At 69.1% G+C, this 26,530-nt stretch carries 23 protein-coding genes and 2 tRNA genes; 10 read left to right on the top strand and 15 right to left on the bottom strand.

Annotated elements, in window-relative coordinates; translation table 11 throughout:
- Nucleotides 1-3: 3 nt before the first annotated feature.
- The 8 genes from murA to ITJ57_RS19785 form a co-directional block, all read right to left on the bottom strand.
- A complete protein-coding gene (murA, locus tag ITJ57_RS08710) occupies nt 4-1,374 on the bottom strand; it encodes a UDP-N-acetylglucosamine 1-carboxyvinyltransferase (protein ID WP_194669683.1) in 1,371 nt (456 codons plus the stop codon).
- A 19-nt stretch (nt 1,375-1,393) separates the two neighbouring features.
- Nucleotides 1,394-1,990, bottom strand: coding sequence for a 3-isopropylmalate dehydratase small subunit (gene leuD, locus ITJ57_RS08705; protein ID WP_194669682.1), 597 nt, complete (start codon nt 1,988-1,990; stop codon nt 1,394-1,396).
- Entirely contained in the window at nt 1,990-3,486 is a 1,497-nt protein-coding gene (leuC, locus tag ITJ57_RS08700; protein WP_056778120.1) for a 3-isopropylmalate dehydratase large subunit, read from the bottom strand. Before leuC ends, leuD begins: the two co-directional genes overlap by 1 nt.
- A gap of 180 nt (nt 3,487-3,666) precedes the next feature.
- Nucleotides 3,667-4,827 (bottom strand): DUF4333 domain-containing protein, encoded by a 1,161-nt coding sequence (locus ITJ57_RS08695; RefSeq protein WP_194669681.1) that lies wholly within the window; start codon nt 4,825-4,827, stop codon nt 3,667-3,669.
- Nucleotides 4,824-5,750, bottom strand: coding sequence for a hypothetical protein (locus tag ITJ57_RS08690; RefSeq protein ID WP_194669680.1), 927 nt, complete (start codon nt 5,748-5,750; stop codon nt 4,824-4,826). Before ITJ57_RS08690 ends, ITJ57_RS08695 begins: the two co-directional genes overlap by 4 nt.
- Entirely contained in the window at nt 5,747-6,802 is a 1,056-nt protein-coding gene (locus ITJ57_RS08685) for a serine protease (RefSeq protein WP_194669679.1), read from the bottom strand. Before ITJ57_RS08685 ends, ITJ57_RS08690 begins: the two co-directional genes overlap by 4 nt.
- A 183-nt stretch (nt 6,803-6,985) precedes the next feature.
- Nucleotides 6,986-7,058: transfer RNA gene (locus tag ITJ57_RS08680), tRNA-Glu, on the bottom strand.
- A gap of 108 nt (nt 7,059-7,166) precedes the next feature.
- Nucleotides 7,167-8,069 carry a diacylglycerol kinase family protein gene (locus tag ITJ57_RS19785; protein ID WP_194669678.1) on the bottom strand — a complete coding sequence of 301 codons (903 nt, stop codon included), beginning with the start codon at nt 8,067-8,069 and terminating at the stop codon, nt 7,167-7,169.
- Between the two features lie 83 nt (nt 8,070-8,152).
- Between ITJ57_RS19785 and ITJ57_RS08670 the strand changes: the two genes are divergently transcribed.
- Nucleotides 8,153-8,791, top strand: a complete 639-nt coding sequence (locus ITJ57_RS08670; RefSeq protein ID WP_194669677.1) for an MBL fold metallo-hydrolase — start codon at nt 8,153-8,155, stop codon at nt 8,789-8,791.
- 10 nt (nt 8,792-8,801) lie between these two features.
- On the opposite strand, the gene ITJ57_RS08665 is transcribed toward ITJ57_RS08670, so the two are convergent.
- Entirely contained in the window at nt 8,802-9,896 is a 1,095-nt protein-coding gene (locus ITJ57_RS08665) for an acyl-CoA desaturase (RefSeq protein ID WP_194669676.1), read from the bottom strand.
- 375 nt (nt 9,897-10,271) lie between these two features.
- Between ITJ57_RS08665 and ITJ57_RS08660 the strand changes: the two genes are divergently transcribed.
- Nucleotides 10,272-10,475 (top strand): cold-shock protein, encoded by a 204-nt coding sequence (locus tag ITJ57_RS08660; RefSeq protein ID WP_056006986.1) that lies wholly within the window; start codon nt 10,272-10,274, stop codon nt 10,473-10,475.
- Nucleotides 10,476-10,679: 204 nt separating this feature from the next.
- Here the strand turns inward: ITJ57_RS08660 and ITJ57_RS08655 are convergent, their stop codons facing one another.
- Nucleotides 10,680-11,381 (bottom strand): SOS response-associated peptidase, encoded by a 702-nt coding sequence (locus tag ITJ57_RS08655; protein ID WP_194669675.1) that lies wholly within the window; start codon nt 11,379-11,381, stop codon nt 10,680-10,682.
- A gap of 141 nt (nt 11,382-11,522) precedes the next feature.
- Here ITJ57_RS08655 and ITJ57_RS08650 point away from each other — a divergent pair, with 141 nt between their 5' ends.
- The 7 genes from ITJ57_RS08650 to ITJ57_RS08620 all read left to right on the top strand — a co-directional run bounded on the left by ITJ57_RS08650 (nt 11,523) and on the right by ITJ57_RS08620 (nt 20,944).
- On the top strand, nt 11,523-12,260 hold the full coding sequence (locus tag ITJ57_RS08650; RefSeq protein WP_194669674.1) for a hypothetical protein: 738 nt from the start codon (nt 11,523-11,525) through the stop codon (nt 12,258-12,260).
- Nucleotides 12,257-13,852, top strand: a complete 1,596-nt coding sequence (locus ITJ57_RS08645) for a DNA polymerase Y family protein (RefSeq protein ID WP_194669673.1) — start codon at nt 12,257-12,259, stop codon at nt 13,850-13,852. The genes ITJ57_RS08650 and ITJ57_RS08645 overlap by 4 nt, the downstream gene beginning before the upstream one ends.
- 44 nt (nt 13,853-13,896) lie before the next feature.
- Nucleotides 13,897-17,319 carry an error-prone DNA polymerase gene (locus ITJ57_RS08640; RefSeq protein ID WP_194669672.1) on the top strand — a complete coding sequence of 1,141 codons (3,423 nt, stop codon included), beginning with the start codon at nt 13,897-13,899 and terminating at the stop codon, nt 17,317-17,319.
- 154 nt (nt 17,320-17,473) lie between these two features.
- A complete protein-coding gene (locus ITJ57_RS08635; RefSeq protein WP_082455846.1) occupies nt 17,474-17,950 on the top strand; it encodes a DapH/DapD/GlmU-related protein in 477 nt (158 codons plus the stop codon).
- Between the two features lie 101 nt (nt 17,951-18,051).
- Nucleotides 18,052-19,623 carry a polysaccharide biosynthesis tyrosine autokinase gene (locus tag ITJ57_RS08630; RefSeq protein ID WP_194669671.1) on the top strand — a complete coding sequence of 524 codons (1,572 nt, stop codon included), beginning with the start codon at nt 18,052-18,054 and terminating at the stop codon, nt 19,621-19,623.
- Complete coding sequence (locus tag ITJ57_RS08625; protein WP_194669670.1) at nt 19,620-20,234, top strand: low molecular weight phosphatase family protein; 615 nt, start codon at nt 19,620-19,622, stop codon at nt 20,232-20,234. Before ITJ57_RS08630 ends, ITJ57_RS08625 begins: the two co-directional genes overlap by 4 nt.
- Complete coding sequence (locus tag ITJ57_RS08620) at nt 20,231-20,944, top strand: GntR family transcriptional regulator (protein WP_194669669.1); 714 nt, start codon at nt 20,231-20,233, stop codon at nt 20,942-20,944. The genes ITJ57_RS08625 and ITJ57_RS08620 overlap by 4 nt, the downstream gene beginning before the upstream one ends.
- 77 nt (nt 20,945-21,021) lie before the next feature.
- Here ITJ57_RS08620 and ITJ57_RS08615 read toward each other — a convergent pair.
- The 4 genes from ITJ57_RS08615 to ITJ57_RS08600 all read right to left on the bottom strand — a co-directional run bounded on the left by ITJ57_RS08615 (nt 21,022) and on the right by ITJ57_RS08600 (nt 24,577).
- Nucleotides 21,022-21,093, bottom strand: a tRNA-Gln gene (locus ITJ57_RS08615).
- A gap of 91 nt (nt 21,094-21,184) precedes the next feature.
- Nucleotides 21,185-22,105, bottom strand: a complete 921-nt coding sequence (locus tag ITJ57_RS08610) for an NAD(P)/FAD-dependent oxidoreductase (protein WP_194669668.1) — start codon at nt 22,103-22,105, stop codon at nt 21,185-21,187.
- Nucleotides 22,102-23,622, bottom strand: a complete 1,521-nt coding sequence (gltX, locus tag ITJ57_RS08605) for a glutamate--tRNA ligase (protein WP_194669667.1) — start codon at nt 23,620-23,622, stop codon at nt 22,102-22,104. Before gltX ends, ITJ57_RS08610 begins: the two co-directional genes overlap by 4 nt.
- On the bottom strand, nt 23,615-24,577 hold the full coding sequence (locus tag ITJ57_RS08600; RefSeq protein WP_194669666.1) for a LysR family transcriptional regulator: 963 nt from the start codon (nt 24,575-24,577) through the stop codon (nt 23,615-23,617). The genes gltX and ITJ57_RS08600 overlap by 8 nt, the downstream gene beginning before the upstream one ends.
- An 81-nt stretch (nt 24,578-24,658) precedes the next feature.
- Between ITJ57_RS08600 and ITJ57_RS08595 the strand changes: the two genes are divergently transcribed.
- Entirely contained in the window at nt 24,659-25,744 is a 1,086-nt protein-coding gene (locus ITJ57_RS08595) for an aminotransferase class V-fold PLP-dependent enzyme (RefSeq protein WP_194669665.1), read from the top strand.
- On the opposite strand, the gene ITJ57_RS08590 is transcribed toward ITJ57_RS08595, so the two are convergent.
- Nucleotides 25,741-26,505: a fumarylacetoacetate hydrolase family protein gene (locus ITJ57_RS08590; RefSeq protein ID WP_194669664.1), complete on the bottom strand. Its 765-nt coding sequence runs from the start codon at nt 26,503-26,505 to the stop codon at nt 25,741-25,743. The genes ITJ57_RS08595 and ITJ57_RS08590 overlap by 4 nt on opposite strands.
- Nucleotides 26,506-26,530: the final 25 nt, after the last annotated feature.

Below are 26,530 nucleotides of genomic sequence, written 5' to 3'. Positions count from 1 at the left end.
GGACTACTTCGTTTCGAGGACGAAGTCAGCACCGAGCTGCTGGAGCTTGACGATGAAGTTCTCGTACCCACGGCTGATGATGCCGACGTTGCTGACCGTGGACTTGCCCTCCGCCGTCAACGCCGCGATGAGGTGGCTGAAGCCACCACGGAGGTCGGGGACCTCGATGTCGGCGCCGTGCAGCGGCGTCGGTCCGTTGATGACGGCGGCCTGCTCGAGGTTGCGACGAGGCACCCGACGGGGCGTGCCGGACAGTCCGTTCGGGTGCACGACGATGTTCGCGCCCATCGTGTTGAGCGCGTCCGTGAAGCCGAAGCGGTTCTCGTACACGGTCTCGTGGACGATGGACTCACCCTTGGCCTGCGTCAGCGCCACGATCAGGGGCTGCTGCCAGTCCGTCATGAAGCCGGGGTGCACATCGGTCTCGATGACGACGGGCTTCAACTCCTCCTTGCGGTAGAAGCGGATGCCGTCATCGGTGATGTCGAACCCGCCGCCCGCCTTCCGGAAGATGTTCAGGAACGTCATCATGTCCTGCTGCTTCGCCCCGCCGACGAACACGTCACCGTCGGTGGCCAGCGCCGCCGACGCCCAGCTCGCGGCCTCGTTGCGGTCGCCGATGGCGGTGTGGTCGTAACCCTCGAGCCTGTCCACGCCCTCGATGAGGATGACGCGGTTGGGCTCGTAGGAGATGATCGCGCCCATCTTCTGGAGGACTGCGATGAGATCCATGATCTCGGGTTCGATCGCGGCGCCCTTGAGCTCCGTCGTGCCCTTCGCCCGGACAGCGGTGAGGAGCACCTGCTCCGTCGCGCCGACGCTCGGGTACGGCAGGTGCACCGTCGTGCCGTGGAGACCGTTGGGTGCCGAGAGCCGGATGCCCTGCGGGAGCTTCTCGACGACCGCGCCGAACTTCCGGAGCGCGTCGAGGTGGAAGTCGATCGGACGGTCGCCGATGCGGCAGCCACCGAGATCCGGGATGAAGGCCGCGCCGAGGCGGTGCAGCAGCGGGCCGCAGAACAGGATCGGGATCCGCGAGAAGCCGGCGTGTGCGTCGATCTCCTCCATGTGCGCGGACTCGACGTTCGTCGGGTCGAGGCGGAGCTCGTTGGGGTTCTCCCCCTCCGTGACGTCGACGCCGTGGATCTCGAGCAGCGACCGGACGACCCGGACGTCGCTGATGTTCGGCACGTTGCGCAGGACGCTGACGTTCTCCCCGAGCAGCGACGCCACCATGGCCTTGGTGACGAGGTTCTTGGCACCCTTGACCTCGATCCGGCCGGTGAGCGGGATGCCGCCGTTGATCGTGATGCGGTCGACATCGAGTCCGACCGACGAGCCTGCCGCCTGTGACGCCTGGACGAGTGAATTCAAACCGGTACCTACTGCCTTGCTACTTGACGGGAATGGTGCGGGGCAGCCAATTGGGCCGCCGGGCTTCGAATGCGGTGATCTGCTCCTCGCTACGGAGCGTCAACCCGATGTCATCGAGTCCTTCGATGAGCCGCCACCGAGTGTAATCGTCGACCTCGAACGAAACCGTGAGATCGCCGACCGTGATCGTGCGGTCGATGAGGTTGACGACGGTGTCCGAGCCCGGTGCCGCCTCGATCGCCGCCCAGAGCTGTTCCAGCTCCTCCTCGGTGACCTGAGCCGCAAGCAGCCCCTGCTTCCCCGAGTTGCCGCGGAAGATGTCACCGAAGCGGGACGACACGACGACGGCGAACCCGAAGTCGCGGAGCGCCCACACGGCGTGCTCGCGCGAGGAGCCCGTCCCGAAGTCGTGTCCGGCGACGAGGATGCTCGCGCCCTGGTAGGCCGGCTGGTTGAGCACGAAGTCCGGGTCCTGACGCCACCCGGCGAAGAGTGCGTCCTCGAAGCCCGTCTTCGTGACGCGCTTCAGGTAGACGGCGGGGATGATCTGGTCGGTGTCGACGTTGGAGCGGCGCAACGGCGCTGCGACGCCGGTGACGGTCGTGAACTTGTCCATCAGGCGTGCACGCCTTCCTGCTCGGTCGCCGCGTGTCTGCCGGGGCCGACCTCCAGGTCGGCGGGGCTGGAGAGCGTTCCGCGGATGGCGGTGGCGGCGGCGACGAGCGGCGAGACGAGGTGCGTCCGACCGCCCTTGCCCTGACGGCCCTCGAAGTTGCGGTTGGAGGTGGACGCACAGCGTTCGCCCGGGGCGAGCTGGTCGGGGTTCATGCCGAGGCACATGGAGCACCCGGCGAAACGCCACTCCGCGCCGAAATCGGTGATGATCTTGTCGAGGCCCTCGGCCTCCGCTTCGATCCGCACCCGAGCCGACCCGGGGACCACCATGACCCGCACACCCTCGGCCTTCGTGCGGCCTTCGATGATGGACGCGAACGCCCGGAGGTCCTCGATGCGGCTGTTCGTGCAGGAACCCATGAAGACGGCGTCGACCGGGATGTCCTTCATCGGTGTACCGGCCTCGAGGGCCATGTACTCCAGGGCGCGCTCGGCGGCCGACCGTTCGTTCGGGTCGGCGATGGCGGCGGGGTCCGGTACGTTCTCGCTCAGCGAGACGCCCTGTCCCGGGTTGGTGCCCCAGGTGACGAACGGCTCGAGGGTGTCCGCGTCGAGGAAGACCTCGGCGTCGAAGGCGGCGCCCTCATCGGTCGCGAGGGTGTCCCAGTACGCGACGGCCTCGTCCCAGTCGGCTCCGGTCGGCGCGTGCGGGCGACCCTGCAGGTAGTCGTACGTGGTCTGGTCGGGGGCGACCATGCCGGCACGTGCTCCCGCTTCGATCGACATGTTGCAGATCGTCATGCGCCCCTCCATCGAGAGCGCACGGATCGCGGAACCGCGGTACTCGAGCACGTACCCCTGCCCGCCGCCGGTGCCGATCTTCGCGATCACGGCGAGGATGATGTCCTTCGCGGTGACGCCGGGACGCAAGGTGCCCTCGACGGTGATCGCCATGGTCTTGAACGGCTTCAGCGGAAGGGTCTGGGTCGCCATGACATGCTCGACCTCGCTCGTGCCGATGCCGAAGGCCATCGCGCCGAACGCGCCGTGCGTGGAGGTGTGCGAATCGCCGCAGACGACCGTGATCCCCGGCATGGTGAGGCCGAGCTGCGGGCCGACGACGTGCACGATGCCCTGATCGAGGTCGCCGAGCGAGTGGATGCGGACGCCGAACTCCGCTGCGTTCCGCCGGAGCGTCTCGATCTGCGTGCGGCTCGTGAGGTCGGCGATCGGCTTGTCGATCGCGAGCGTCGGCGTGTTGTGGTCTTCGGTCGCGATCGTGAGGTCCACGCGGCGGAGCGGGCGGTCGGCCAGGCGCAGCCCGTCGAACGCCTGCGGGCTCGTCACCTCGTGGACGAGGTGCAGGTCGATGTAGATGAGGTCGGGCGTGCCGTCCTCGCCCTTGACGACGAGATGGTCGTCCCAGACCTTCTCGGCCAGCGTCCGCGGGTGCTCGGGGATGCTCGGGATGGACGGATCGGCGTTCAGCTGCGACATGTCGTGGAATTCCTTCAAACGATGAGTGGACAGGCGTCAGCGACCTCCGCGACGAGGGAGCCTGGGTCTAGGCCTCGTCGCGGCACGGAAGGAGGAGCAGCCCGGACAGCATGGGCCCAGCGTACCACCCCGGACACGCCCGGCCTGGCCCTGGAGCCGGGCCACCGACGCCCCGATCCCCTACTTCGGCGCGTCGACCCCGACGCGGTACTGCCCCTGATCGTTGATGACCTCGACGGCCACCGGGTAGCTCTTCGCGTTGTAGGAGAAGGTGCACTCGAACTGCGTCCCGGTCGTGGCCGGCTGGTCGCTCGGGCACTCCACCTTCTCGACGTCGGCCAACCCGAAGTCCTGCTTGAGCACCTCCGCCACGCCGGTCTGCACCGCCCCGCGGTCGAGCATCGGGGTGAACAGGCGTCCGACCGACAGCAGGGTGAGCGGCACCGCGATGAGTGACGCCGCCACGGCACCGATGACGACACCGGTCCAGAGTTTGCGGCCGAGCGGCTTGCGCGGCGCCTTCGGCGTCGAGGCGGACTGCTGGACCGGGCCGCCGTACTCTGGCCCCGGACGGAACGGGCCCGTGGACGGACCGGGCTGCTGCTGCCCGGGTCGCTGAGACGGCCCCTGCTGCTGCGGACCCTGCGGCTGCCCTGCCGGGAACGGAGCGCCCGGGTGCTGGGCCTGTCCCGGCCCGAAGGGCTGGGGTCCCGGAGGACGCCCCTGACCGAACGGCTGGTTGCCCTGCTGGCCGTTCGGCGCACCCGTCGGACGGGCCTGCGGTCCCCCGTGCGGCTGGTTGGACTGCGACGGCTGCTGGCCCTGGCCGGACTGACCGTAGGGCGCCGGAGGACGGAATCCGTCCGGGCCCTGCTGCTGTCCCCGAGCCGGCGGCCGACCAGTGGGCGCGCCCGACGGCGGCCCCTGCTGAGGCCACGGCCGCCCGCCCGCGTCGGGTGCGGCCTGCTGACCCTGGTTCGTCTGCGGGGAACCGGCGGGCTGCTGCCCCGGGGCGTCGTTCGGCCGCCCGTTCGGGTACGACTGCGATCCGGACGCCGAGCTGTTCCCGGGCCTGCCGTTCTGGGCGGGGCCGCCCTGGGACGGACCGCCCTGACCGTTCTGCGTGGGTCCGGCCTGGGACGGACCGTGCTGGCCGTTCTGGCCGGGCTGGCCATTCTGCGCGGCGCCGTTCGTCGGCGGCGTCCGCAGCTGCGGGCTTCCCGGTCCGAACTCCAGACGCTGTGCGTTCGGGTCGGGGAACCCGGGTGGCTGCTGGTCCGGTCGCAGCGGTCCGCCGACCGGGGGTCTTCCGAGGTTCTCGGGCTTCTGGTCGTCGGTCATTTCCGCAACTCCTCGATCCGATCCCAGAACGCGGCCTGCTCGGCCGCCGGGATCACCGTCGTGTCGAATCCTGATGGTGATGTCGGCACGTCTTCGAGGGTCGACGTCCCCGACACCTCGAAGCCGGCTTGCAGCTGCAGCGGGGTGTCACCGTCGACCGTTCCGCTCAGCTCCATCTTCACGAGCCCTCCCTCCGCGTTCTGGAAGATCGTGACCGGCAACTGCGTCGCCAGCTCGTCCTCGCTGAACGAGGAGACGACATCGTCCGGCAGGTCGAAGAGCGTCCCGACCGCGAGCACGCTCTCGAGGGTCGCGCTCGTCGAGATCTGGGAGGACCCGTCGTTGCGCATCGAGACGACGACGCTGCTGGGCACCCCCTCTTCGGCGCTGCGGGTCGCTTCGACCGCCGTGTAGATGTCGCACGCGATCGATATCCCGGGGAAGACGCACGCGGGCCCGAGCGAATCCTCCGTGTCCTCGTCCGCCGCGTACTGCGTCTCGACGGCCACCCACTCCGTCGGGGCGAGTTCTTTGAGCTCGCCACCCAGGAGGAGCAGGTCGTAGTCCACGCCCGCCGGGTGGTAGATGTCGACCGTGTTTCCGTCGGCCGAACCCTTGTCCTGGCTGAACGAGGCGGTCGGGTCACCGAACAGGACCACCGAGTCGTTCTCGTGCGACTCGAGGTCGCCGGAGACGGCGTGCACGTATGCAGACCCGATGACGTCCGGCGCCTGGCCGATCTGGGCGGCGAGGAGTTCGAACCTGGCCTCGGCGAGATCCTGCATGTAGCTCTGTTGGGCGGCGGCGTCGGGGAACGCCGAGCCTGGCGTCGTGCACGCGGTCAAAGCGAGTGCGGCCCCGCCGGCGATGACGAGGAGGCGGATCACCCCGGCGCGTCGCGTCGTCCGCAGGTGGGCGGTCACGATCCCTCCGCCAGCGCGTCATTGTAGAGCGTGAGCGCCCGCTGGCCGAGGACCGGGCCCTCGAGCCAGGATCCGTCGCCGCGGGAGGTGACGGAGGTGACGTACCCGGCGCCGGTGGCGGGGTCGAGCCTGGTGAGCCAGCCGCCACCCGAACATCCCGGCGTCATGAGGCAGTCGACCCGGTAGCCCGAGTAGCCCTTGGTGGCCGCCTGGCTCGCGCAGTACCGCTGCGACTGGCCGTCGAACGGAGCGGCGGACGGGTACCCGATCACGGTGATGCCTTCCGGCGGGGTTCCGAAGGAGATGCCCTGACCGCCGGTGACCTCCTGGATCTTCTGACCCGACGCGTTCGGAGCGAGCCGGATGAAGGCGAAGTCGTACGCCCAGCCGTTCCCGCTCGTCGCGCCGCTGGCGTCGGAGGTCGCCTCACTGGTGAACTCGTCGGGGACGTAGGTGCTGACACCCGCCCACTGGCCGTACGGCTGGGTCTGACCATTGGCTGCGTCGGCCGGGATGAAGATGATGTTCTCGGCGAGCTGCTTGCCGTAGGTGTCCCACACGCAGTGGCCCGCGGTCAGCACGAGGTCCATGGTCGGCGCGTTGACGACGCTCGCGGAGCAGACGTAGGTGGCACCACCGATGGAGAAGTAGAGGCGCCCCTGCGTCGCTGCGGCGAGCCCCGTCGCCGGGTAGGGATCGCCGGCGGCGGTCGGCGCGATGGCCTTGACGTCGACGTCAGGGCCGACCCCGGTGCTCGGGTGCACGACCACGCCGGTGGCCTGGTCGCCCGTGAGGGTGTCCTCGCCCGGCTTCAGGTCGGGGGCCGTCGCGCCACCGAACTTGTCGTCGGTCCAATAATCGTTGACCTCCTGCGGGCTCGCGTCGAAGTCCTTGCGCAGGGTGTCGTCCGTCCCGCCCGCGACGTCGATGACGGGGCCGGCCTCGCCTGCGACGGGCTCCCCCGTGACCGGGATGGAACATCCCGTCAGCAGGGCGGCGAGGATCAGGACGGCGGCTGTCGCCGGAGCGCGGCGCTTCTGCTTCACGATCACCCGGCCAAGCTAGCACGCAGTGACGTCCGCGGAGATCGGTGCGAACCCTGCTGCCGGCTCGCATCTCCCCGAACGGCGGACGACCTCGCCGCGAACCCGGCATCGCGAGAGAGGCCTCGACCCCACGACGAAGAAGCCCCGCTCCCTGTAGACGCAGGGAAACGGGGCTTCTTTTCGGTGTTGTGACCCCAACGGGATTTGAACCCGTGCTGCCGCCGTGAGAGGGCGGTGTCCTAGGCCGCTAAACGATGGGGCCGTAAGCAACGGATATGAGTATGCCATACGATTTCGAGCCGTACAAATCGGCACCCTGACAGGCCTCCGGCGGGCGTGTCGACACCCCTCCCGGCACGGTCGACCGGCCTCAGGCGAGGACTCGGAGCACCCCCGCCACCACCTCGACCGTCACCGGGAGGGGTCCTATCCGTTCCCCGTCGGCGTACGCCGAGATGTCCGCCGCTGCGATCGACACGGAGCGGACCCGCGACAGGCGGACGATGTCGAGTTCGGTGTGCGCCCCGGAGAACACCTTCGGGAACAGCCGGAGGAACCGCGACCGCGACACCGGCGCGACGACGAACAGGTCGAACCGCCCGTCGGCGAGGTCGGCCTGCGGGGCGATCAGCATGCCGCCCCCGATCGAGGTGTTGTTCGCGACCGCGAGGAGCACCGCCTCCACCGACTCCGCCACACCGTCGACCACCAGGTCGTACCGCCGGGGACGCAGGGCGATGAGTTCACGGAGGATCGCGATAGTGTAGCGGCTGCGACCGCGCGGACGCCGCATCCGGTTCGCCCGCTCGTTCACCAGCGCGTCGAACCCTGCGGACACGGCTCCGACGAACCAGGTCGTGCGATCACCGACCGTCGCGGTGCCCGCGTCGATGGTGCGCGGCTCGCGTTCCAAAGCCCCCACCACCAGGTCGATGGCCGCCGCGGGGTCGTCCAAGGGGATGCCGAGGCCTCTGGCGATGTCGTTCCCCGTACCGGAGGGGACGACGCCGAACGGCAACCCGGAGTCCTGCACCGCCTCGACCGCCAGGCTCACCATCCCGTCGCCTCCGACGACGACGAGCGCGTCCAGGCCCGCGTCGATCGCGGCACGCACCGACACCCGGAGCCCCTCGACGTCGTCCTCCTGCAGGTGGACCGTCCGGTGGCCGGCGGCACGGAGCGCGTCGAGCACCATCGGGCCGACCGCTCGGGTCTTGCCGAAGGACGCGGACGGGTTGATGGCGACGCCGATGCGTCGTTGCTGCGTGGTCACGTGCCGATTCTGACAGGAGCGAGGCCGAGCGAGGCCCGATGGACCGGGTTGCCCTGGACGCCGGCACGGTATTCACTCGTCCTATGAGACTGACGAAGTTCGAACACGCAGCATTCCTCCTCGAGACCGACGGCGTCAAGCTCGTCGTGGACCCCGGGTCGTTCACGGCGCCGATCGCGGACGTCGAGCACGTCGTGGCGGTCCTGATCACGCACCTCCACCCCGACCACTGGACCGGAGAGCACCTCGACCGCATCCTCGCGGCGAGTCCCGAGGCCGTCGTCTACGGTCCTGCCGGTGTGGCCGCCGCAGCAGAGGGATACGACGTCACCGTCGTCGCACCGGGCGACCGGGTCGAGGTCGGACCGTTCGTGCTCCGGTTCTTCGGCGGCACCCACGCGGTCATCCACCCGTCGATCCCGGTCATCGACAACGTCGGCGTCCTCATCAACGACCGGGTGTACTACCCCGGGGACTCCTTCGCCGTGCCGGAGGGGGTCGAGGTCGACGTCCTCGCCGCACCGGCCGGGGCCCCCTGGATGAAGATCTCCGAGGGGATGGACTTCGTCACGGCCGTCGCGCCGAAGCGGGCGTTCGGGACGCACGAGATGGTGTTGTCCGGGCCGGGGCAGAACATGTCGCACGATCGCCTGCGATGGGCGACCGAGCAGGGCGGCGGAAGCTACTTCGCGCTCGCCCCGCTCGACACCCTCGAGATCTGACCGGTGTCGACTACCGGCGGCGGAAGTTCGCCGCCGCCGGGCAGTCGAACGGGTCGCGGGCCGAGAGGCCGACGCGGTTCAAGTACTCGATGACGATGGCGTACGACTGCAACAGCGTGGTCTCGGTGTACGGGACCTGCTGGGTCTCGCAGTGCTCCCGCACGATGACGCGGGCACGGGCGAGAGCCGGTCGGGGCATGCTCGGGAACAGGTGGTGCTCGATCTGGTAGTTGAGGCCGCCCATGAAGGTGGCCATGCCGAAGCCGCGGACGTTGCGCGAGGTCAACACCTGCTTGCGGAGGAAGTCGAGCTTCATGTCGGCCGGGATGATCGGCATGCCCTTGTGGTTCGGGGCGAAGGACGCTCCCATGTAGACGCCGAAGACGGCGAGCTGGACACCGAGGAACGCGAACGCCATGCCCAGCGGCAGGAAGAGGAAGATCGCTGCCAGGTACAGGCCGACGCGAGCCACGATCATGCTGATCTCCGCGATGCGACCGTCGACCTTGCCCGGCCCGAAGAGGGTCTTGAAGGACAGCGCGTGCAGGTTGATACCCTCGAGCATGAGGAGCGGGAAGAAGAGGTACCCCTGCTTCCGGGTGATGAGCGCCTGGAGGCCCTTGGCCTTCGCCGCATCCTCCTCGATGAAGGAGATCGTGTCGATCTCGATGTCGGGGTCCTTGGTGACCTGGTTCGGGTTGGCGTGGTGACGCGTGTGCTTCGTCATCCACCACGAGTAGCTGATGCCGACGATCCCGGCGGCGAGGAAGCGGCCGGCGCGGTCGTTCGCACGACCGGACTCGAACACCTGACGGTGCGAAGCCTCATGGGCGAGGAACGCGAACTGGGTCAGGATGATGCCGAGCGCTCCGGCGATGAGGAGCTGGAACCAGGACTCGCGTAGCAGGACGAACCCGGTCACGCAGCCGAGGAGCGCGATCACGAGGAACGAGAACGTGAGGATGTAGAACATGCGGTGGCGGCGCAGCAGCCCCGCTTCACGAACCGTCTTCAATAGCGACGAGTAGGAGCTGGTGACGTTCGCGGCGCCTGGCTTGCGGGGGCTCGTGGCACGAACCGGGCCGAGGACGGCTTCAGTTGACATGGGCACTCCGGAGGAATCGTGTCGACTTCCCAGCCGGGGGCGATGAGCGGACGCTCGGTCGAGCGGAAGCTCTGCAGATGGCATCAGCCTAGGGTCGGCGGCTGGGGAATCACCTCACATCTCGGGATCCGCACAGGTTCTCCGGCTCAAGACGGGCGATCCGGGGAAAAGTCGCAGAATTCGTCAATCCGTTACCTGTTTGAGTTCCCCTTGCGTGCCCACATGGGCTAACGTGGATCGAAGTTGTTGTGTTGCGCAGGTATTTCAAGCCGCGTTTCCACCGATGGATACGCTGCTTTTCTGAGGAGCGAGCAAAGAACACCGCGACGAACGGTCCCGAAAGTCGGGAACGGTCACTCATGAAAGAGGAAATACATGTCAACTGGAACTGTGAAGTGGTTCAACGCCGAAAAGGGCTTCGGATTCATCACCCCTGACGACGGCAGCGCCGACGTCTTCGCACACTTCTCCGCCATCGCGACGAGCGGCTACCGCTCGCTCGAGGAGAACCAGAAGGTCGAGTTCGAGACCAACCAGGGCCCCAAGGGCCTGCAGGCTGAGAACATCCGCCCCCTCTGATTCTCTGATCAGTCGGAGCTGACGATCCGAGCGGCCGGTCTTTCCAGCCCTCGCGTCTGAGACACCGAGAACCGCCCCTGACGTTCGCGTCAGGGGCGGTTCTGTGTTTCCCCGGCACAAGCCGCCGCAAGGTGGTCCACCGCTGCCCGGACACCGACAGCTCCGACCCGGATCGGAGCGCGGGCCCGGTTCGCGAAGGAGCGGTCAGTCCTGGACGGGGACGATGAGCTCGGGCCCATCGCCCTGCAGCGGGGCGACACGGTGGAACACGAGTTGCTCCGCGACGTCGGTCGCGGCGAGCACCATCTCGTCGACCTCGTCCTGATCCGCCTCATGGTGCGGGTCGAGCCATTCGTCCCAGCACTCCGGAGGCAGGGTCACGGGCGTCCGCGGGTGCAACCCCTGCAACGAGCCGACCGCCGGGCGGGTGAGGATGGTCGCACTCAGCACCCATCGCCTCGGATCGTCGTCCGGGAGCGAGCGGTCCCGCCACCACGAGTAGAGTCCGGCGAAGACGATCGGCTCGCCGCCGGCCGTCCGCACGTAGTACGGCGTCTTGTCCGTCCCCTCGGTGTGCCATTCGTAGTACCCGGCGGCGGGGATGAGCGCACGACGCCGCTTGACCGAGTCCGCGAAGGTGGGCTTCGTGGTGATCTCCTCCGAGCGGGCGTTGAAGGTCGGGTACTGGCTCTTCAGCTCCGTGGCGAACGCCGGCACGAGCGACCATCGTGCGGATTCGAGACGCCGGACCGCCGGCTCCGTCTTCACGGAGTCGAGGATGATCGGGATCTGCTCCGTCGGGCGCACGTTGTACGAGGGCCCGGGCAGCTCGGCAGCCGCATGGTCGATGTCGAAGAGCTCGATCAGCTCTTCGGTGGATTCGGTCACGACGAAACGTCCGCACATGGGCCCAGCGTACCGGCCACCGGCGACACACCACGGCCGCGTGTCGGTGGCGTCGGGGACCATGGTCCGACCGAGCGACATCCGACGGCGACCCGGATCGACCCGGTTGACTTGTTCGAAGATATGTTCGAATATTGAGCCATGGCCCTCCACGCACTCGTCGACTCCCCCGTCAGGGCGGACACCGCGACGGAGCTGCACGAACTCCAGGGCCGCATCAAGCGGATGCAGGGGACACGACTCGACACCAGGTCCCTGCCGACCGCCCCGGAACTCTCCCGACTCCTTCCCGGGGGTGCGCTCCAGGCCGGCGGGAGCTACTCGGTCCTCGGTTCCACGGCACTCGCCATGTCCCTCATGGCCGGACCGTCCGCGGCCGGCACCTGGTGTGCCGTCATCGGCCTTCCGGCGTTCGGGATCGAAGCCGCGGCCTCCTCGGGGATCGACCTCGAGCGGCTCGTCCTCGTCCCCCGCCCCGGGCCCGACTGGCTCACGGTCACCGCCGCCATGGCCGACGTCGCCGGGGTGCTCATCACGGCTCCCCCCGGGCGGATCGCACCGAGCGACGCGGCACGACTCGCCGCCCGGCTCCGCCAACGCGAGGCGGCACTCATCGTCCTCGGCTCCTGGCCGCAGAGCGACGCGACGCTCCGCGTGACCGAGAGTTCCTGGAGCGGCCTCGGCACGGGTCACGGGCATCTCCTGCGTCGACGACTCACGGTCAGCTCGATGCTCGGGCAGGGCGGGGTCGGCAGGCCTCGCACCGCGCATCTCACCCTGCCCCTGGGGCTGCCCGACGACCGGACCGTGCAGCCCTCCCGCACCGGGCTCGCCGACGACGACACGGTGGCCCGGCTCCCCATGGTGGTGAACCGATGACCGTCGAAGCACCGGCAGGACCCGTCGAGCGCACGATGGTGCTCTGGTGCCCCGACTGGCCGATCGTGGCGGCAAGACTCTCCGGGACCCTGCCTCCGGACACCGCCGACGGTCCCCTCGCACTGGTGGAGCACGGAGAGGTCCTCGCCTGCGACGCCATCGCGCGCCGAGCCGGAGTCCGGAGGGGGCTGCGCATCCGCGAGGCGGAGGCCCGGTGCCCGGACTTGGTCACCGCCGACTACGACCCGGTCATCGACGCCCGGGCGTTCGAACCGATCCTGCTCGGCATCGAAGCACTCATGCCGGGTGTCCAGCCCTACCGCGCCGGGCTCTGCGCCATCCGCTCCAGAGGCCCGAGCCGCTACTACGGCGGCGAGTCGGCTGCGGCGGATGTCCTCCGCGCCTGCCTCGACGACCTCGGCGTGCCCGACGCCCGGATCGGTATCGCCGACGGCCCGTTCGCCGCAGAACAGGCGGCGCGGTCCACCGTGGTCCTGCAGGACGACTCCCGGATCCTGATCATCCCGCCGGGAGCCTCCTCAGCCTTCCTCGCCCCACTGCCGTTGACGACACTCGGACGCCCCGAACTCAGCACCCTGCTGCACCGACTCGGGATCAGCACCCTGGGAGCATTCGGGTCGCTGCCCGCGACCGAGGTCCGCGACCGCTTCGGCGTCGACGGCGCCCGTGCGCACCGTCTCGCCACCGGCGCAGACGCCAGGAGCGTCGTCCCCCGCATCCCGCCCAGCGAGCTGACCGTCGCCATCTCCTTCGAACCCCCGCTCGACCGCATCGATCAGCTCACCTTCGGGTTCCGGCAGTCCGCGGAGCGGTTCATCGCCGGATTGACCGCGGCTGAACTCGTGACCACCGCGATCACGATCAGCATGCGCAGCGAACGTGGCGAACGCTCCACCCGCACCTGGTTGCACCCGCGGTGGTTCACCGCCGGTGATGTCCTCGACCGGGTGCGCTGGCAGCTGCAGGGCTCATCGAACATCGACCACGGACTCGCCTCGCCCGTCGAGCTCGTCGAGGTCGTCCCGGAGACCCTCGACGATGCTGCGGAACACGAGGAGGGACTCTGGGGCAGCGGTCCGGACGAACGCATCCACAGCGGGCTCGCCCGCGTCCAGAGCATGCTCGGTCACGACGGTGTCCTGACGGCGGTGCCGTCCGGTGGACGTCTCCTCCTCGACCGCCGGATCCTCGTCCCTTGGGGCAGCGTCCCGCCGGGTGGCGGGACCGCCGTGGCCGAACGTCGGAGCCGGCCGTGGCCCGGGACCATCCCCGGAGCAGCTCCCACGACCGTGTTCGACATCGCGGTTCCGGTCGAGGTGGTGGATGCGACGGGCCAGACGGTGGAGGTCGGCGAGCGCGGGACGCTGAGCGCACCACCCGCACGGTTCTCCGCTTTCTCCCACTGGCACGCCGTCGACGGTTGGGCCGGCCCCTGGAGCATCGACGAACGATGGTGGGACGACGACGCCCACCGACACGTCCATCGCCTCCAGGTGGTGGACGACGAAGGCGACGCCTGGCTGCTCCTCCTGGAGGAGCAGCACTGGAGGGCCGAAGCCCGCTACGACTGACCACATCCAGCCAACACCCCAGCAGCATGACGAGAGGAACCCCCATGGGATGGAACAATCCCCCGGTGTCGTGGTCGGAGTTCGAGCGTCGCCTGTCCGACGCGAGCCGGCCGGCCGCCCTCCCGCTGGGGGCCGACGGTGGCGACAGCCCGGCCTGGTCGCGGAAGCGGGAGCCGTACGCCCCGGAGCCATCCAAGCCTCGGGTGGCGCCGACGACCGTCCCATACGCGGAACTCCACGCGCACTCGAGCTTCAGCTTCCTCGACGGCGCGAGCCCCCCGGAACGTCTCGTCGAGGAGGCCGCCGCACTCGGGCTGCACGCCCTCGCCCTCACCGATCACGACGGGTTCTACGGGGTCGTCCGCATGGCCGAGGCGGCGGAACGGTTCCCCGATCTCCGGACCGTCTACGGCGCGGAGCTGTCCATCGGACTCGACCGACCGCAGAACGGCGTCCCGGATCCCGTGGGTCATCATCTGCTCCTGCTCGCCCGTCGGGCCGAGGGCTATCACCGCCTCGCCAGCGCGATCACGGACGCGCAGCTCGCCGAGGGCGCCGAGAAGGGGCATCCGATCTACGACCTCGAGCGGCTCGCCGCGTCCGTCGCGGGCTTCGTGACCGTCCTCACCGGATGCCGGAAGGGATTCGTCCGCACGGCATTGCGCGAACAGGGTATGGAGGCCGCGGCCGCCGCGGTCGACCGACTCGTCGCGCTGTTCGGTCCGGAGCACGTCGTCGTGGAACTGAGCGACCACGGTCATCCGGAGGACTCGGCGGAGAACGACGCACTCGCCGAGATCGCCGCCCTGCTCGACCTCACCGTCGTGGCGACCGGGAACGTCCACTACGCGACCCCTGATCAGCATCGACTGCAGACCGCGCTGGCCGCCGTCAGAGCCCGTCGGAGTCTCGAGGAGCTCGACGGTTGGCTGCCCGCCGCCGGGGCCGCTCATCTCCGGAGCGGTGAGGAGATGGCGTCGCGGTTCGCGCGATACCCCGGGGCGGTGGCACGAAGCGTCGAACTGGCCGACGACCTCGCGTTCAGTCTGCGGGCCGTCCGCCCGAAACTCCCCCGCCAACGCGTCCCGGAGGGGCACACCCCGATGAGTTGGTTGCGGCACCTCGTCCTCGAAGCCGTGCCCGACAAGTACCCGAACGCCACACCGGAGCACCTCCGACGCATCGACCGCGAACTCGAGGTCATCGAGCAGAAGGACTTCCCCGGGTACTTCCTGATCGTGCACGACATCGTGAGCTTCGCCCGAGGCCGTGGCATCCTCTGCCAGGGCCGCGGCTCGGCCGCGAACTCGGCCGTCTGCTACCTGCTCGGGATCACCGCCGTCGACTCGATCTTCTACGAGTTGCCGTTCGAGCGGTTCCTCTCCAGCATGCGCGAGGAGGAGCCCGACATCGATGTCGACTTCGACTCGGACCGCCGCGAAGAGGCCATCCAGTACGTGTACGAGACCTACGGACGCCGCAACGCCGCCCAGGTCGCCAACGTCATCAGCTACCGGCCGAAGTTCGCCGTCCGGGACACGGCGAAGGCCCTCGGCTACAGCCCCGGCCAACAGGACGCCTGGTCGAAGCAGGTGGAGCGCTGGGGTGGTGTGATGTCGAGCACCGACCACGACATCCCGGATCGCGTCGTCGGACTCGCCCAGGAGATGCTGACCCTGCCTCGGCATCTCGGCATCCACTCCGGCGGCATGGTGCTGACCGACCGACCGGTCGGTGAGGTGTGCCCGATCGAACACGGTCGGATGGACGGCCGTACGGTCCTCCAATGGGACAAGGACGACTGCGCCTGGATGGGGCTCGTGAAGTTCGATCTCCTGGGCCTCGGCATGTTGTCGGCCATCCAGTACTGCTTCGACCTCGTCGCCGAGCACACTGGAGAGCGCTGGACATTGGAGACCATCCCGAAGGACGAGGCGGGTGTCTACGATCAGCTCTGCCGGGCCGACACCATCGGCGTGTTCCAGGTGGAGAGCCGTGCACAGATGGGGATGCTGCCGCGACTCCTCCCCCGACGGTTCTACGATCTGGTCATCGAGGTGGCCATGATCCGCCCCGGCCCGATCCAGGGCGGTGCCGTGCACCCCTACCTGCGACGGAAGACCGGCCAGGAACCCATCACCTACCTCCATCCGAGCCTCGAGCCGGTCCTCGAACGCACCCTCGGCGTCCCCTTGTTCCAGGAGCAGCTGATGCAGATGGCGATGGCCGTCGGCGGGTGTTCCGCCGAGGACGCCGACCTCCTCCGGCGGGCGATGGGATCCAAGCGGGGCGAAGAGAAGATCGGGAGTCTCAAGGAGACGCTGTACCTGGGCATGGCCGGCAACGGTATCGTCGGCGCGGACGCCGATACCGTGTACGCGAAGATCCAGGCGTTCGCGAACTTCGGGTTCGCGGAGAGCCACTCGTTGAGTTTCGCCCTGCTCGTCTACGTGAGCGCGTGGTTGCGACTGCACTACCCCGGCGCCTTCCTGGCCGCCCTGCTCCGAGCGCAGCCGATGGGGTTCTATTCGCCCATGACCCTCGTCGCCGATGCCCGACGACACGGCGTCTCGGTCCTTCGCCCCGACCTGCACCGCTCAGGGGCTCAGCCTGGCCTCGAGGCGGTCGATCCGGACGCGGCCCCGGGCACACCGATCGCCCCCGGGGGTCGTCCTCGCTGTCTCGAGCAGGAGCAGGGACCGACGGGTGACTTCGACCCGCACCTTCCGGACGACTCCGCCGGCCACCGGCGCGACGGTGGACTCGCCGTCCGTCTGGGGCTCTCCTCCGTCCAGGGGATCGGCGAAGCACTCGCGGAGCGCATCGTCGCCGAACGGGAGCGCGGCGGGCTCTTCTCCAGCCAAGCCGATCTGGCGAGGCGGATCGGCCTCAGCTCATCCCAGTTGGAGGCGCTGTCCGCGGCCGGTGCCTTCGAGGGGTTCGGCCTCACGCGTCGCGAGGCGATGTGGGGTGCGGCCCAGGCGAGCAGGCACCGGCCCGACCAGCTCGAAGGGACGTTCACGACGGTGCAACCGCCGCTGCTGCCGGTCCCGACACCGGCCGAGCAGCTCATCTCCGACATCTGGGCGACCGGGATGTCGACCGACGACCATCCCATCCGCCATGTGCGGACGGAGCTGCAGCGTCGAGGCGCGTTGCGATCCGACGAACTCCAGACGGCGCAGACGGACCGTCGGGTGGAGGTGGGGGGCATCGTGACGCATCGGCAGCGACCGGCGACAGCGAGCGGGATCACCTTCATGAACCTCGAGGACGAGGCCGGGCTCGTCAACGTGATCTGCAGCGTCGGCGTCTGGAACCGGTATCGCCGGGTGGCGCGGGAGGCACCGGCCATGGTGGTCAGGGGCATGTTGGAGCGCTCACCGGAAGGGATCGTCAACCTGGTGGCGGATCGCCTCGAGGCTCTCCGGATCGGGGCGAACACCCGCTCGCGAGACTTCCAGTGAGCGGTTCCGACCAATCCACATCCCGGTGGGATTCCGAACTCCTCCTACAGCAGAAGACGAGACTCATGGGATTCCCAGGCACGGCCGGGGAAGGAATGACCGGGAGCTTCCGGGCGTTATCCCGAGTGTCGAGTAGACCAGAAGGGGGTCACCCATGGCGAGAGTGTACGAAGAGATCGAAGGCCGCACCGGTGAGGTGGAGCGATACCGCCACCACCCGAACGGCAAGGGCATGGTCGCAGCTCGTGCACTGATCGATCCGACGGCGTTCATCGAACGGACGACGTTCGTCGAGGCGGACGCGGACATCCGCGCCAACGCCTGGATCGGTGCCGGAACGTGGATCGATCGGTCCGCAGTGATCGGTGAAGGCGCCTTCATCGGTGCGAACGTCCACATCGGCGAACGCTGCGTCATCGGTCGCGGTGCCAGGGTCGGAAGCGATGCGCGTCTGGGAGCCGACGTCCACGTCGCGCACGGCGCCAGCGTCGATCGAGACGCTCGGGTGGCCGATAGCGCCCTCGTCGGCGCAGAACGTCCTGTCATGACGGAACCGACCGTCCGGCAGACGAACCGTGCGCCACGTCGGCCTCGCGCGAGCGGCACCGACCGGTTCGGCAAGGCAGCCTGAGCACTCGTTCCACACCATGTGAAGGGCCCGGACTCGATGAGTCCGGGCCCTTCGTCGCTGTAGCACCCAACACCATGTGCGCGATATGCTAATATACCAGCATGGATCTCAAGGACTATCTGCGCATCTTCCGCCACCGATGGCTGCTCATCGTCGCCATCACGGCCGGGATCACCGCACTGGCCCACGGGTACACCCTGGTCACCGAGCCCGTCTACCAGTCGACGGCTCAGCTGTTCGTCGCAGTCAAGAGCGGCGACTCGGTGGGTGAACTCAACCAGGGCAACACCTTCGCGCAGAGCCGTGTCTCGTCCTACGTCATCCTGGCGACCGGCTCCACGGTACGCACCATGGTCGCTGAACGACTCGACCTCGAGCCCGCCACCCTGGTCGGCACCATCGCCGCCACCAACCCCGCCCAGTCGGTGCTGATCAACATCTCAGCCCTGCACAGCGACCCGGTGGCGGCAGCTCGCATCGCCAACACCGCCTCCGAAGTCCTCGTCGACCTGGTCGACGACGTCGAGAGTACGGACGCCGCATCGTCGACGGACGCGACCGGAGGTGCGACCCCGGTCGGACTCACGATCGTCGAGCAGGCGTCGCCGCCCTGGTCCCCCGTCGCGCCCAACCCCCTCCAGAACCTCGCGGTCGGCGTGTTCATCGGTCTCGCCCTCGGCGTGGGAACCGCTCTCCTCATCGAGGTCCTGGACACCCGGCTGCGCGGCCGAGCCGCGATCGAGAAACTCACGGACACCAGCATCCTCGGAACCTTCACGGCCGAGCCCGCCGATTCGCCGCAGCTCATCCTCGGCTCGACGGAGAGTTACAGCCGTCGCGCCGAGAGCTTCCGTCAGCTCCGGACCCACTTGCAGTTCGCCTCCATCGACGGCGGGCTCCGAAGCGTGATGGTCACGTCCTCGATCCCCGGCGAGGGGAAGACCACCACGGCGGCGAACCTCGCTCTCGTCCTCGCGGAGGCAGGGAACTCGGTCCTCCTCGTCGATGCAGATCTGCGGCGCCCCCGCCAGCACGAGCTGTTCGGACTGGAGGGCTCGGTCGGGCTGACGACGGTCCTCACCGGTCGGATCAGCCTCGACGAGGCGGCGCAATCCGTCAACGGTGCGGGACGCCTCGCCGTCCTCACCTCGGGCGAGCTCCCACCCAACCCCAGCGAACTCCTCGGATCGGCCGCCATGGAACGGGCCCTGACCGAGATGGAGCGCACCTTCGACGTGGTCGTCGTCGACACCCCTCCACTCGTGAACGTATCCGACCCCACCGCGCTGTCGACGCTCGCGAGCGGTGTCCTGCTCGTGGCTTCCGCCGACGGACGTCTGCATCGCGACCAGCTCCGCCAATCCCTCGAGAACCTGAGCTTCGTCCAGGCCAAGCTGCTCGGCGTCGTCCTCAATCGTGTCGAGGCGACGCGTGGCGAGCAGTCGTACTCGTACTCCTACTACGACCGGATCCCGGAACCCGGGAAGACCACCGTGAAGCGCCGCAGCCGCCGGAACATCGCACCGACCGATGCTCCCGACACCCGGCGCCCCGCCGCGGCGCCGACCCTCCGGCGAGCGCCCGAACAGCAGCAGGCCCAGCGCGAACGTCCCGGAAGGACCCCTGCGGTGGACAGCTCGTCGACTCGTCGATCACGACGGACACGGGCATGAGGGCGACGCCGGAGTCGACACCGACTCGGATCCTCATGGTCTGCACCGGCAATATCTGTCGTTCACCGTACGCCGGGTTCCTGCTCGCCGGAGGGCTTCGCGACATCGACGCATCCGGCTTCGAGGTGCGGAGTGCGGGGACGAGGGCGCTGGGCGGGCAACCGATCGACGCGTCGAGCATGGCCCTCCTCGGACCACTTGCCGCCGCGACCGGTGGGTTCGTCGCGACACAGCTGACCGCGGAGATGATCGGGCGCCAGGACGCCGTCCTGACGATGACGAGGGAGCAGCGCGGCGCCGTCCTCCGCCTCCGGCCCGATGCGCTGCGGAGGACCTTCACTCTGCGGGAGTTCGGCCGGCTCCTCGACACCGTGGAGGTCGCCGGACTCCCCCGCGACCGCACGGAACGATGGGGACGGCTGCTCCCCGAACTGGCGGCGAACCGGACGAGCGCACGCATCCCGGACCCGGCAGACGACGACGTCATCGACCCTTACGGTCAGGGCGAAGCAGCCTTCCGGGAGATGGCCCGGCAGATCGCGCCGGCGACGGAGCGCATCATCGCCTTCGAGCACACCGCCGCCGACCTCGCCGAGCGGGGTCCCCGATGAACGTCCAGTCCGTCCGGTCTGATCCGGTCTCGGATCGCCGGCTGCTGCGCCAGAACGTCTTCGAGCGTCTCCTGGCGGAGATCATCGACGGCCGACTGGCGCCGGGACGCCGCCTCCGGGACGACGAGCTCACTGCGCTGCTCGGTGTGTCGAGGACGCCGCTCCGGGAAGCCCTGGCCCGGCTCGATGGGCTCGGCCTCGTCCAGACGGCTCCCAATCGGTTCACGCGCGTGGCGCCGCTCGCCAGCGGGACGCTGTTCGAGGTGATCGACCTGCTGGACGCCCTCGTCCCCCTGCTGGTGCGACGCATCGCGGAACGACTCGATGACGACACCCTCCTCGAGGCGGAGTACCTCGAGCGACGGATCGCTCGGCTGCCGGTCGAGGAGACGACGCGGGCGGTGGGTCTGTTGTTGGGCTTCGGCGAACGGATGCTCGACGACCTCGAACTCATCCCCTCCGTCATCAGGTCGGCGATCATCGCGCTGGTCCGGTACGCGGTGCAGCGACCGGAGGTCCTCATCGACGCCGGCGGGATCGGAGCCGTGCAAGCGGTTCTGCAGGCGCTCCTCGACGACGACGCCAAGATGATGAGCGACCACGCCGCGGAGTTCCTGCGTCGACTCTCCGAAGCGATCCGCGCGAGCTGGTCGGACGCGGAATCGGCCGCTCCGGACGAGGAGCGCCCGGATCGTGTCGAGCCGGCCTGATCCGCCCTGGCCGCCACCCGGTCCAACGACGAAGGCCCGCGATGATCGCGGGCCTTCGTCGTGATGATGCTGTCTTGCTGGGGTACCTGGACTCGAACCAAGAACAACTGAACCAGAATCAGTCGTGTTGCCAATTACACCATACCCCACTGTCTGAACCGAAGCCCCGACCGAAGAACAACACTAGCCTACGGAGCCGATCGTCTCAAATCGGCACACCTCGGGCGCGTCGCGACGACCTCAGCTGGGGACGCCAGCGAGGTCCCGGTTGAGCGCCCGAGCCACCCGCGCACCGTTCCCGGCTGCCACGATGAGCTGTTGCGGGCCGGGCGGTGTGATGTCGCCCGCGGCGTACACCCCGGGCACGGTCGTGCGGCCCCAAGCGTCGACGACCACATAGTCGTCGGTGTCGCGGTCGAGCGCGAGCGGCAGCAGGTACTCGAGCGGAGCGGACCACTCCGGCCGCACGAACCCGCCGGACCGCTCGACGAGCGTGCCGTCCGCGAGCATGACGCCGGAGAATCCGTCCCGACCGCCGGCCAGCTCCGCGAGCGCACCCCGCTCGACCCGGATGCCTGCGGACGCCAGCGCGGCCTCCTCCGGCTCGGTGACGGTGTCGGCCCCGTTGGTGAAGACGATGAGATCGGACGACCACTGCGCGATGAGGATCGCCCATTCCGCCAGGTCCGCTGACTCTCCGATCAGGGCGAGCGGCGCGTCCGCCTTCTCGAACCCGTCGCACTCGACGCAGCTGTGCAGGTCCGTCCCGTAGAACGCCCGCATGTTCCCGACCTTCGGCAGCGTCTCCGTGAGCCCGCTGGCCACGACGACGGTGCGCGTCACGACGTCACGGTCCGGCTCGCCGCGAACGCCTTGGGCGACGACTCGGAAGCCGTCAGGCGCCGCCTCGACGGACTGGACCGACGCGAACTGGATCTCGGCGTTCGCGTAGTTCGCGACCTCTTCACGCCCCAGGCGCCGCAGATCGAGCGGCGGGATACCGTCGCGCGTCAGGAAGCCGTGGGAGCGGAGCGTCGCCGCGTGGCGCGGCCGGTTGCCGTCGAGCACGAGGACCCGACGCCGCGCCCGAGCGAGGTTCAATGCGGCCGAGAGCCCTGCCGGGCCTCCGCCGATCACGACGACGTCGTAGGCGTCACTCATGACGCGAGGTGCGCGGAGAGCCGATCCAGTCGCGCGATCGATTCCGTCTTCCCGAGAATCTCGAGGGATTCGAAGAGCGGTGGCGAGATCCGGCGACCGGATGCCGCGACACGAAGCGGACCGTAGGCGATCCGGGGCTTCAGGCCGAGCCCCTCGATGAGCGCGCCGGCGAGCGCCTCCTGGATCGAGGCCGCGGTCCACTCGGCCTCGGGGATGAGCTCGAGCGCACCGATGGAGGCCGCGAGGACCTCACCCGCGTTCGCCGGGAGACCGCGTAACGCGTCGTCCTGGTAGTCGAGCTCGGCAGCGCCCACGAACAGGAACCCGAGGAGCGCCGGAACCTCGCCCAGCAGCGCGATCCGCTCCTGCACGAGCGGTGCGGCTTGTTCGAGGATCGCCTGATGAGCGTCTGCAACGGGCTCGCTCACCACACCGGCCTTCACCAGGTAGGGGACGATGCGGCCGAGGAAGTCGGCCGGTTCCAGCAACCGGATGTGGTCCCCGTTGATCGACTCCGCCTTCTTGAGGTCGAATCGGGCCGGGTTCGGATTCACGTCGACGACGTCGAAGGCTGCGATCATCTCCTCGATCGAGAAGACGTCGCGGTCGCCGCTCAGCGACCATCCCAGCAGCGCGAGGTAGTTGATGAGCCCCTCCGGCACGAACCCGCGGTCCCGGTGGTGGAAGAGGTTCGCCTCGGGATCGCGCTTCGAGAGCTTCTTGTTCCCCTCCCCCATGACGTAGGGCAGGTGTCCGAATCTCGGGACGAAGGTGGTGAGGCCGATGTCGATGAGCGCGTGGTACAGCGCGATCTGACGAGGCGTCGACGGCAGCAGGTCCTCACCGCGGAGCACGTGGGTGATCTGCATGATGGCGTCGTCGACGGGGTTCACGAGTGTGTAGAGCGGCTTGCCGTTCGGACGCACGAGGACGAAGTCCGTGAACGAGCCGGCCGGGAAGGTGATCTCGCCGCGGACGAGGTCGTCGAAGCTGAGGTCGTCGTCCGGTACCCGGAGGCGGAGCGCGGGCTCGCGCCCCTCGGCTCGGAAGGCCGCACGCTGCTCGTCGGTGAGGTCGCGGTCGAAGTTGTCGTAGCCGAACTGCTTCGGTCGCCCGGCCGCCTCGTTGCGTGCGTCGATCTCCTCGGCGGTCGAGAAGCTCTCGTAGAGGTGCCCGGCCGCGGTGAGTCGCGCGATGACGTCGGTGTAGATGTCGCTCCGCTCGGACTGCCGGTACGGCGCGTGGGGCCCGCCGACACCGACACCCTCGTCCCAGTCGAGCCGCAGCCAGGTCAGCGCGTCGACGAGCTGTTCGTAGCTCTCCTCGCTGTCGCGGGCAGCGTCGGTGTCCTCGATCCGGAAGACGAGCTTGCCGCCCGTGTGCCGGGCGTAGGCCCAGTTGAACAGGGCCGTGCGGACGAGGCCGACGTGCGGCGTGCCGGTCGGCGACGGGCAGAACCGGACGCGGACGTCGGAACCGGAAGCCGTGGAGAAGGGGTGCGTAATCGTGTCAGACATCGACTGTCATCCTACTCGGGACACCCACGGACGCGGCGATCCGCAGGAGCGCCGCGACCGCCGGGATGCGGTCCGCGTGCGCCGCACTCACGAGGTGCAGGGCACGATCGTCGGCGTTCCCGGTCGGCCGGACGACGACGCCGTCGGGGAGTCGGGCCGCCGAGAGGGCGAGCGACGGGAGCAGTGCGACGCCGAGGCCGGCCGCGACCAGCGCGGTGACGGCGATCACGTTGTCGGTCTCGTGGGAGATGTCGGGTTCGAAGCCGCTGGACCGACAGAGCCCCAAAAGGTGACCACGACACCGCGGGCAACCGGCGATCCACCGCTCAGCGGCGAGTGCCGCGAGGTCGACCTGCTCGTCGTCCGCCCTCGGGTGGCCGGTCGGCAGCACGAGACGCATCGGATCGGTGCCGAGGCGGTGCACCTGCAGGCCGGCGGCACTGGCGCGGTGTGGATCGTCGGGATCGCCCGGATAGCTGAAGGTGATCGCCACGTCGGCCTCGCCGGCGCGGACCGCCGCCACGGCTTCCGGGGGCTCGGCCTCGACGAAGGAGACGCCCAGACCCGGAACGTCCTCCGACACGCGCGCGAGCAACCGCGGGACGAGCATGGAGGAGGCCGAGGGGAAGGCCACGAGGCGCACCCGCCCACTCCGCAGTCCGGCGAGCGCCGCCACCTCCTCCGTGGCCGCCCGGAGCGCGCGATCCACCGCTTCGGCGTGCTCGGCGAGGATCCGGCCCGCATCGGTCAGGCGGACCCCACGACCGATGCGCTCGACGACCGGCATGCCGAGCCGTTGCTCGAGCCGACGGAGGTGCTGACTCACGGCCGGTTGGCTCGATCCGAGCTGGTGGGCGGCCGCCGTGATCGAGCCGGTCGAGGCGATGGCCCCGACGACGAGCAGGGAACCCGCGTCCAGCGATGCTGAGGCAGGGAGCGGGGCGAGGGCCGACATGGAAGAAGCATAATGCAGCGTTATCAATTCCATCGGGAACCTGCTCTTGTCCTATGGATAGCCGCCGAAGAGACTGGAGCCATGGCCACCCTGACCTTCGATGAAGCGCGGGCATCCTTCCCCGCGGTCTCCGGCTACCTGGCCGCCTGCACGCTCGGGCTGCCGACGACCGGGACCGTCGAGGCCCTCTCCGCCGACCTGGCAGCCTGGCAGGAGACCCGCACGGACGCCGCCTCCTACGGCGCGGTCGTCGAAGGTGTTCGCCGGTCGTATGCAGACCTCGTCGGTGCCTCCGTGCGCGACGTCGCGATCGGTTCCCAGACCTCCGCGATGGTCGCGATGATCGCGGCGTCCGTCCCCGACGGCGCCGAGATCCTCTGCGTCGAAGGCGACTTCAGCTCACTCGTCGCGCCGTTCCTCATGCAGGCACACCGAGGCGTCAGGGTGCGTCACGCACCCCTCGCCGAGCTCGCGGACCACGTCGACGCGTCGACCTGGCTCGTCGCCTACTCCGCGGTCCAGTCCGCGACCGGGGCGGTCGCGGATGCGACGGCCATCCGAGCAGCCGCACGGGCACACGGCACCCTGACGCTCAATGACCTCACGCAGGCCGCCGGCTGGCTCCCCGTCGACGCCGCCGCCGACGACATCACGGTGTGCCACGCCTACAAGTGGCTGTGCTCCCCCCGAGGGGTGGCGTTCCTGACCGTGCGCGACGCCGTCGTCGACCGCCTGCGACCCAGCCAGGCCGGCTGGTACTCGGGCGAGGACGTCTGGTCCTCGTGTTACGGCCCATCACTGCATCTCGCCGACAGCGCACGGCGCTTCGACGTCTCACCCGCGTGGCAGGCCTGGGTCGGCGCCGCGCCGGCCATCGCCCTGTTCGCCGCGCTCGACGCGACGGCCGTGTACTCGCACGACACCGGGCTCGCAGCGACGCTCCGATCGGGCATCGGCGATCGCCGACCGCTCCGCACCGGCACGCCCTCGGCCATCGTGACCTGGCTGGACCCGGCTGGCGAGGATCTGCGCGCCATGCAGGCGGCGGGGATCTCCGCCTCCGGCCGGGCCGGCCGGGCCAGGGTCGCGTTCCACCTCTGGAACACCGACGACGATGTCGCCGCGGTGCTCGAGGCGCTGGAGACCCGGCCGGCCCGGATGCTCTAGGGGCGGCGGCCGGTGTTCCGCAGGATCCCGATGCCGGAGACCTCGATCTCCACGACCTGGCCGTCGGTGAACTCTCCGACGCCTGCCGGTGTCCCGGTGAGGATGACGTCGCCCGGCAGGAGCGTCCAGACGGACGAGGCGTACTCGACGATCGCACCGATCGAGTGGACCATGTCGGACAGCGGTGCGTGCTGGCGGACCTCGCCGTCGACCCGCGTCTCGATGGTCGCGCCGTCGAAGGAGAACTCCGTCTCGATGTAGGGACCGAGCGGGCAGAAGGTGTCGAAGCCCTTCGCCCGGGCCCACTGACCGTCGGTCTCCTGCAGGTCGCGTGCCGTGACGTCGTTGGCGATCGTGTAGCCGAAGATGACCTCGTCGGCACGCTCGGCGCTCACGTTCTTCGCGACACCGCCGATGACGATGGCGAGCTCACCCTCGAAGTCGATGCGCTCGGACTGCTTGGGGAAGACGACCGCGTCGCCAGGGCCGACCACCGAGGTGTTCGGCTTCAGGAAGAGCAACGGCTCGTCCGGAGCCTCCCCACCCATCTCAGCTGCGTGGTCGCGGTAGTTCTTGCCGACGGCGACGACCTTGGAACGAGGGATGACCGGCGCGAGCAGGACCGCATCCGCGAGCGGGACGCGCTCCCCCGTCGGTTCGAAGCCCGAGTAGAGCGGATCGCCGTCGAGGACGACGAGGTCCGCATCGTCGATGATGCCGTAACGGATGGCCTGATCGTGACTGAAGCGAGCGATTTTCACCAGGCCAGCCTATCCCGAGCCACGT

Origin of the sequence: Plantibacter sp. VKM Ac-2880 (assembly GCF_015351235.1) — a bacterium.
In the GTDB taxonomy this organism is placed as follows: Bacteria; Actinomycetota; Actinomycetes; order Actinomycetales; family Microbacteriaceae; genus Plantibacter.
The sequence above is the reverse complement of the archived record's forward strand: the minus strand, read 5'-3'. Positions and strand labels throughout refer to the sequence as shown.

What these genes read in the sequence shown, in the direction of transcription:
- leuD (WP_194669682.1), bottom strand. Translation starts at nt 1,990, where the DNA reads ATGGACAAGTTCACGACCGTCACCGGCGTCGCAGCGCCGTTGCGCCGC.
- leuC (WP_056778120.1), bottom strand. Translation starts at nt 3,486, where the DNA reads ATGTCGCAGCTGAACGCCGATCCGTCCATCCCGAGCATCCCCGAGCAC.
- ITJ57_RS08695 (WP_194669681.1), bottom strand. Translation starts at nt 4,827, where the DNA reads ATGACCGACGACCAGAAGCCCGAGAACCTCGGAAGACCCCCGGTCGGC.
- ITJ57_RS08670 (WP_194669677.1), top strand. Translation starts at nt 8,153, where the DNA reads ATGAGACTGACGAAGTTCGAACACGCAGCATTCCTCCTCGAGACCGAC.
- ITJ57_RS08665 (WP_194669676.1), bottom strand. Translation starts at nt 9,896, where the DNA reads ATGTCAACTGAAGCCGTCCTCGGCCCGGTTCGTGCCACGAGCCCCCGC.
- ITJ57_RS08660 (WP_056006986.1), top strand. Translation starts at nt 10,272, where the DNA reads ATGTCAACTGGAACTGTGAAGTGGTTCAACGCCGAAAAGGGCTTCGGA.
- ITJ57_RS08655 (WP_194669675.1), bottom strand. Translation starts at nt 11,381, where the DNA reads ATGTGCGGACGTTTCGTCGTGACCGAATCCACCGAAGAGCTGATCGAG.
- ITJ57_RS08650 (WP_194669674.1), top strand. Translation starts at nt 11,523, where the DNA reads ATGGCCCTCCACGCACTCGTCGACTCCCCCGTCAGGGCGGACACCGCG.
- ITJ57_RS08645 (WP_194669673.1), top strand. Translation starts at nt 12,257, where the DNA reads ATGACCGTCGAAGCACCGGCAGGACCCGTCGAGCGCACGATGGTGCTC.
- ITJ57_RS08640 (WP_194669672.1), top strand. Translation starts at nt 13,897, where the DNA reads ATGGGATGGAACAATCCCCCGGTGTCGTGGTCGGAGTTCGAGCGTCGC.
- ITJ57_RS08635 (WP_082455846.1), top strand. Translation starts at nt 17,474, where the DNA reads ATGGCGAGAGTGTACGAAGAGATCGAAGGCCGCACCGGTGAGGTGGAG.
- ITJ57_RS08630 (WP_194669671.1), top strand. Translation starts at nt 18,052, where the DNA reads ATGGATCTCAAGGACTATCTGCGCATCTTCCGCCACCGATGGCTGCTC.
- ITJ57_RS08625 (WP_194669670.1), top strand. Translation starts at nt 19,620, where the DNA reads ATGAGGGCGACGCCGGAGTCGACACCGACTCGGATCCTCATGGTCTGC.
- ITJ57_RS08620 (WP_194669669.1), top strand. Translation starts at nt 20,231, where the DNA reads ATGAACGTCCAGTCCGTCCGGTCTGATCCGGTCTCGGATCGCCGGCTG.
- ITJ57_RS08610 (WP_194669668.1), bottom strand. Translation starts at nt 22,105, where the DNA reads ATGAGTGACGCCTACGACGTCGTCGTGATCGGCGGAGGCCCGGCAGGG.
- gltX (WP_194669667.1), bottom strand. Translation starts at nt 23,622, where the DNA reads ATGTCTGACACGATTACGCACCCCTTCTCCACGGCTTCCGGTTCCGAC.
- ITJ57_RS08600 (WP_194669666.1), bottom strand. Translation starts at nt 24,577, where the DNA reads ATGTCGGCCCTCGCCCCGCTCCCTGCCTCAGCATCGCTGGACGCGGGT.
- ITJ57_RS08595 (WP_194669665.1), top strand. Translation starts at nt 24,659, where the DNA reads ATGGCCACCCTGACCTTCGATGAAGCGCGGGCATCCTTCCCCGCGGTC.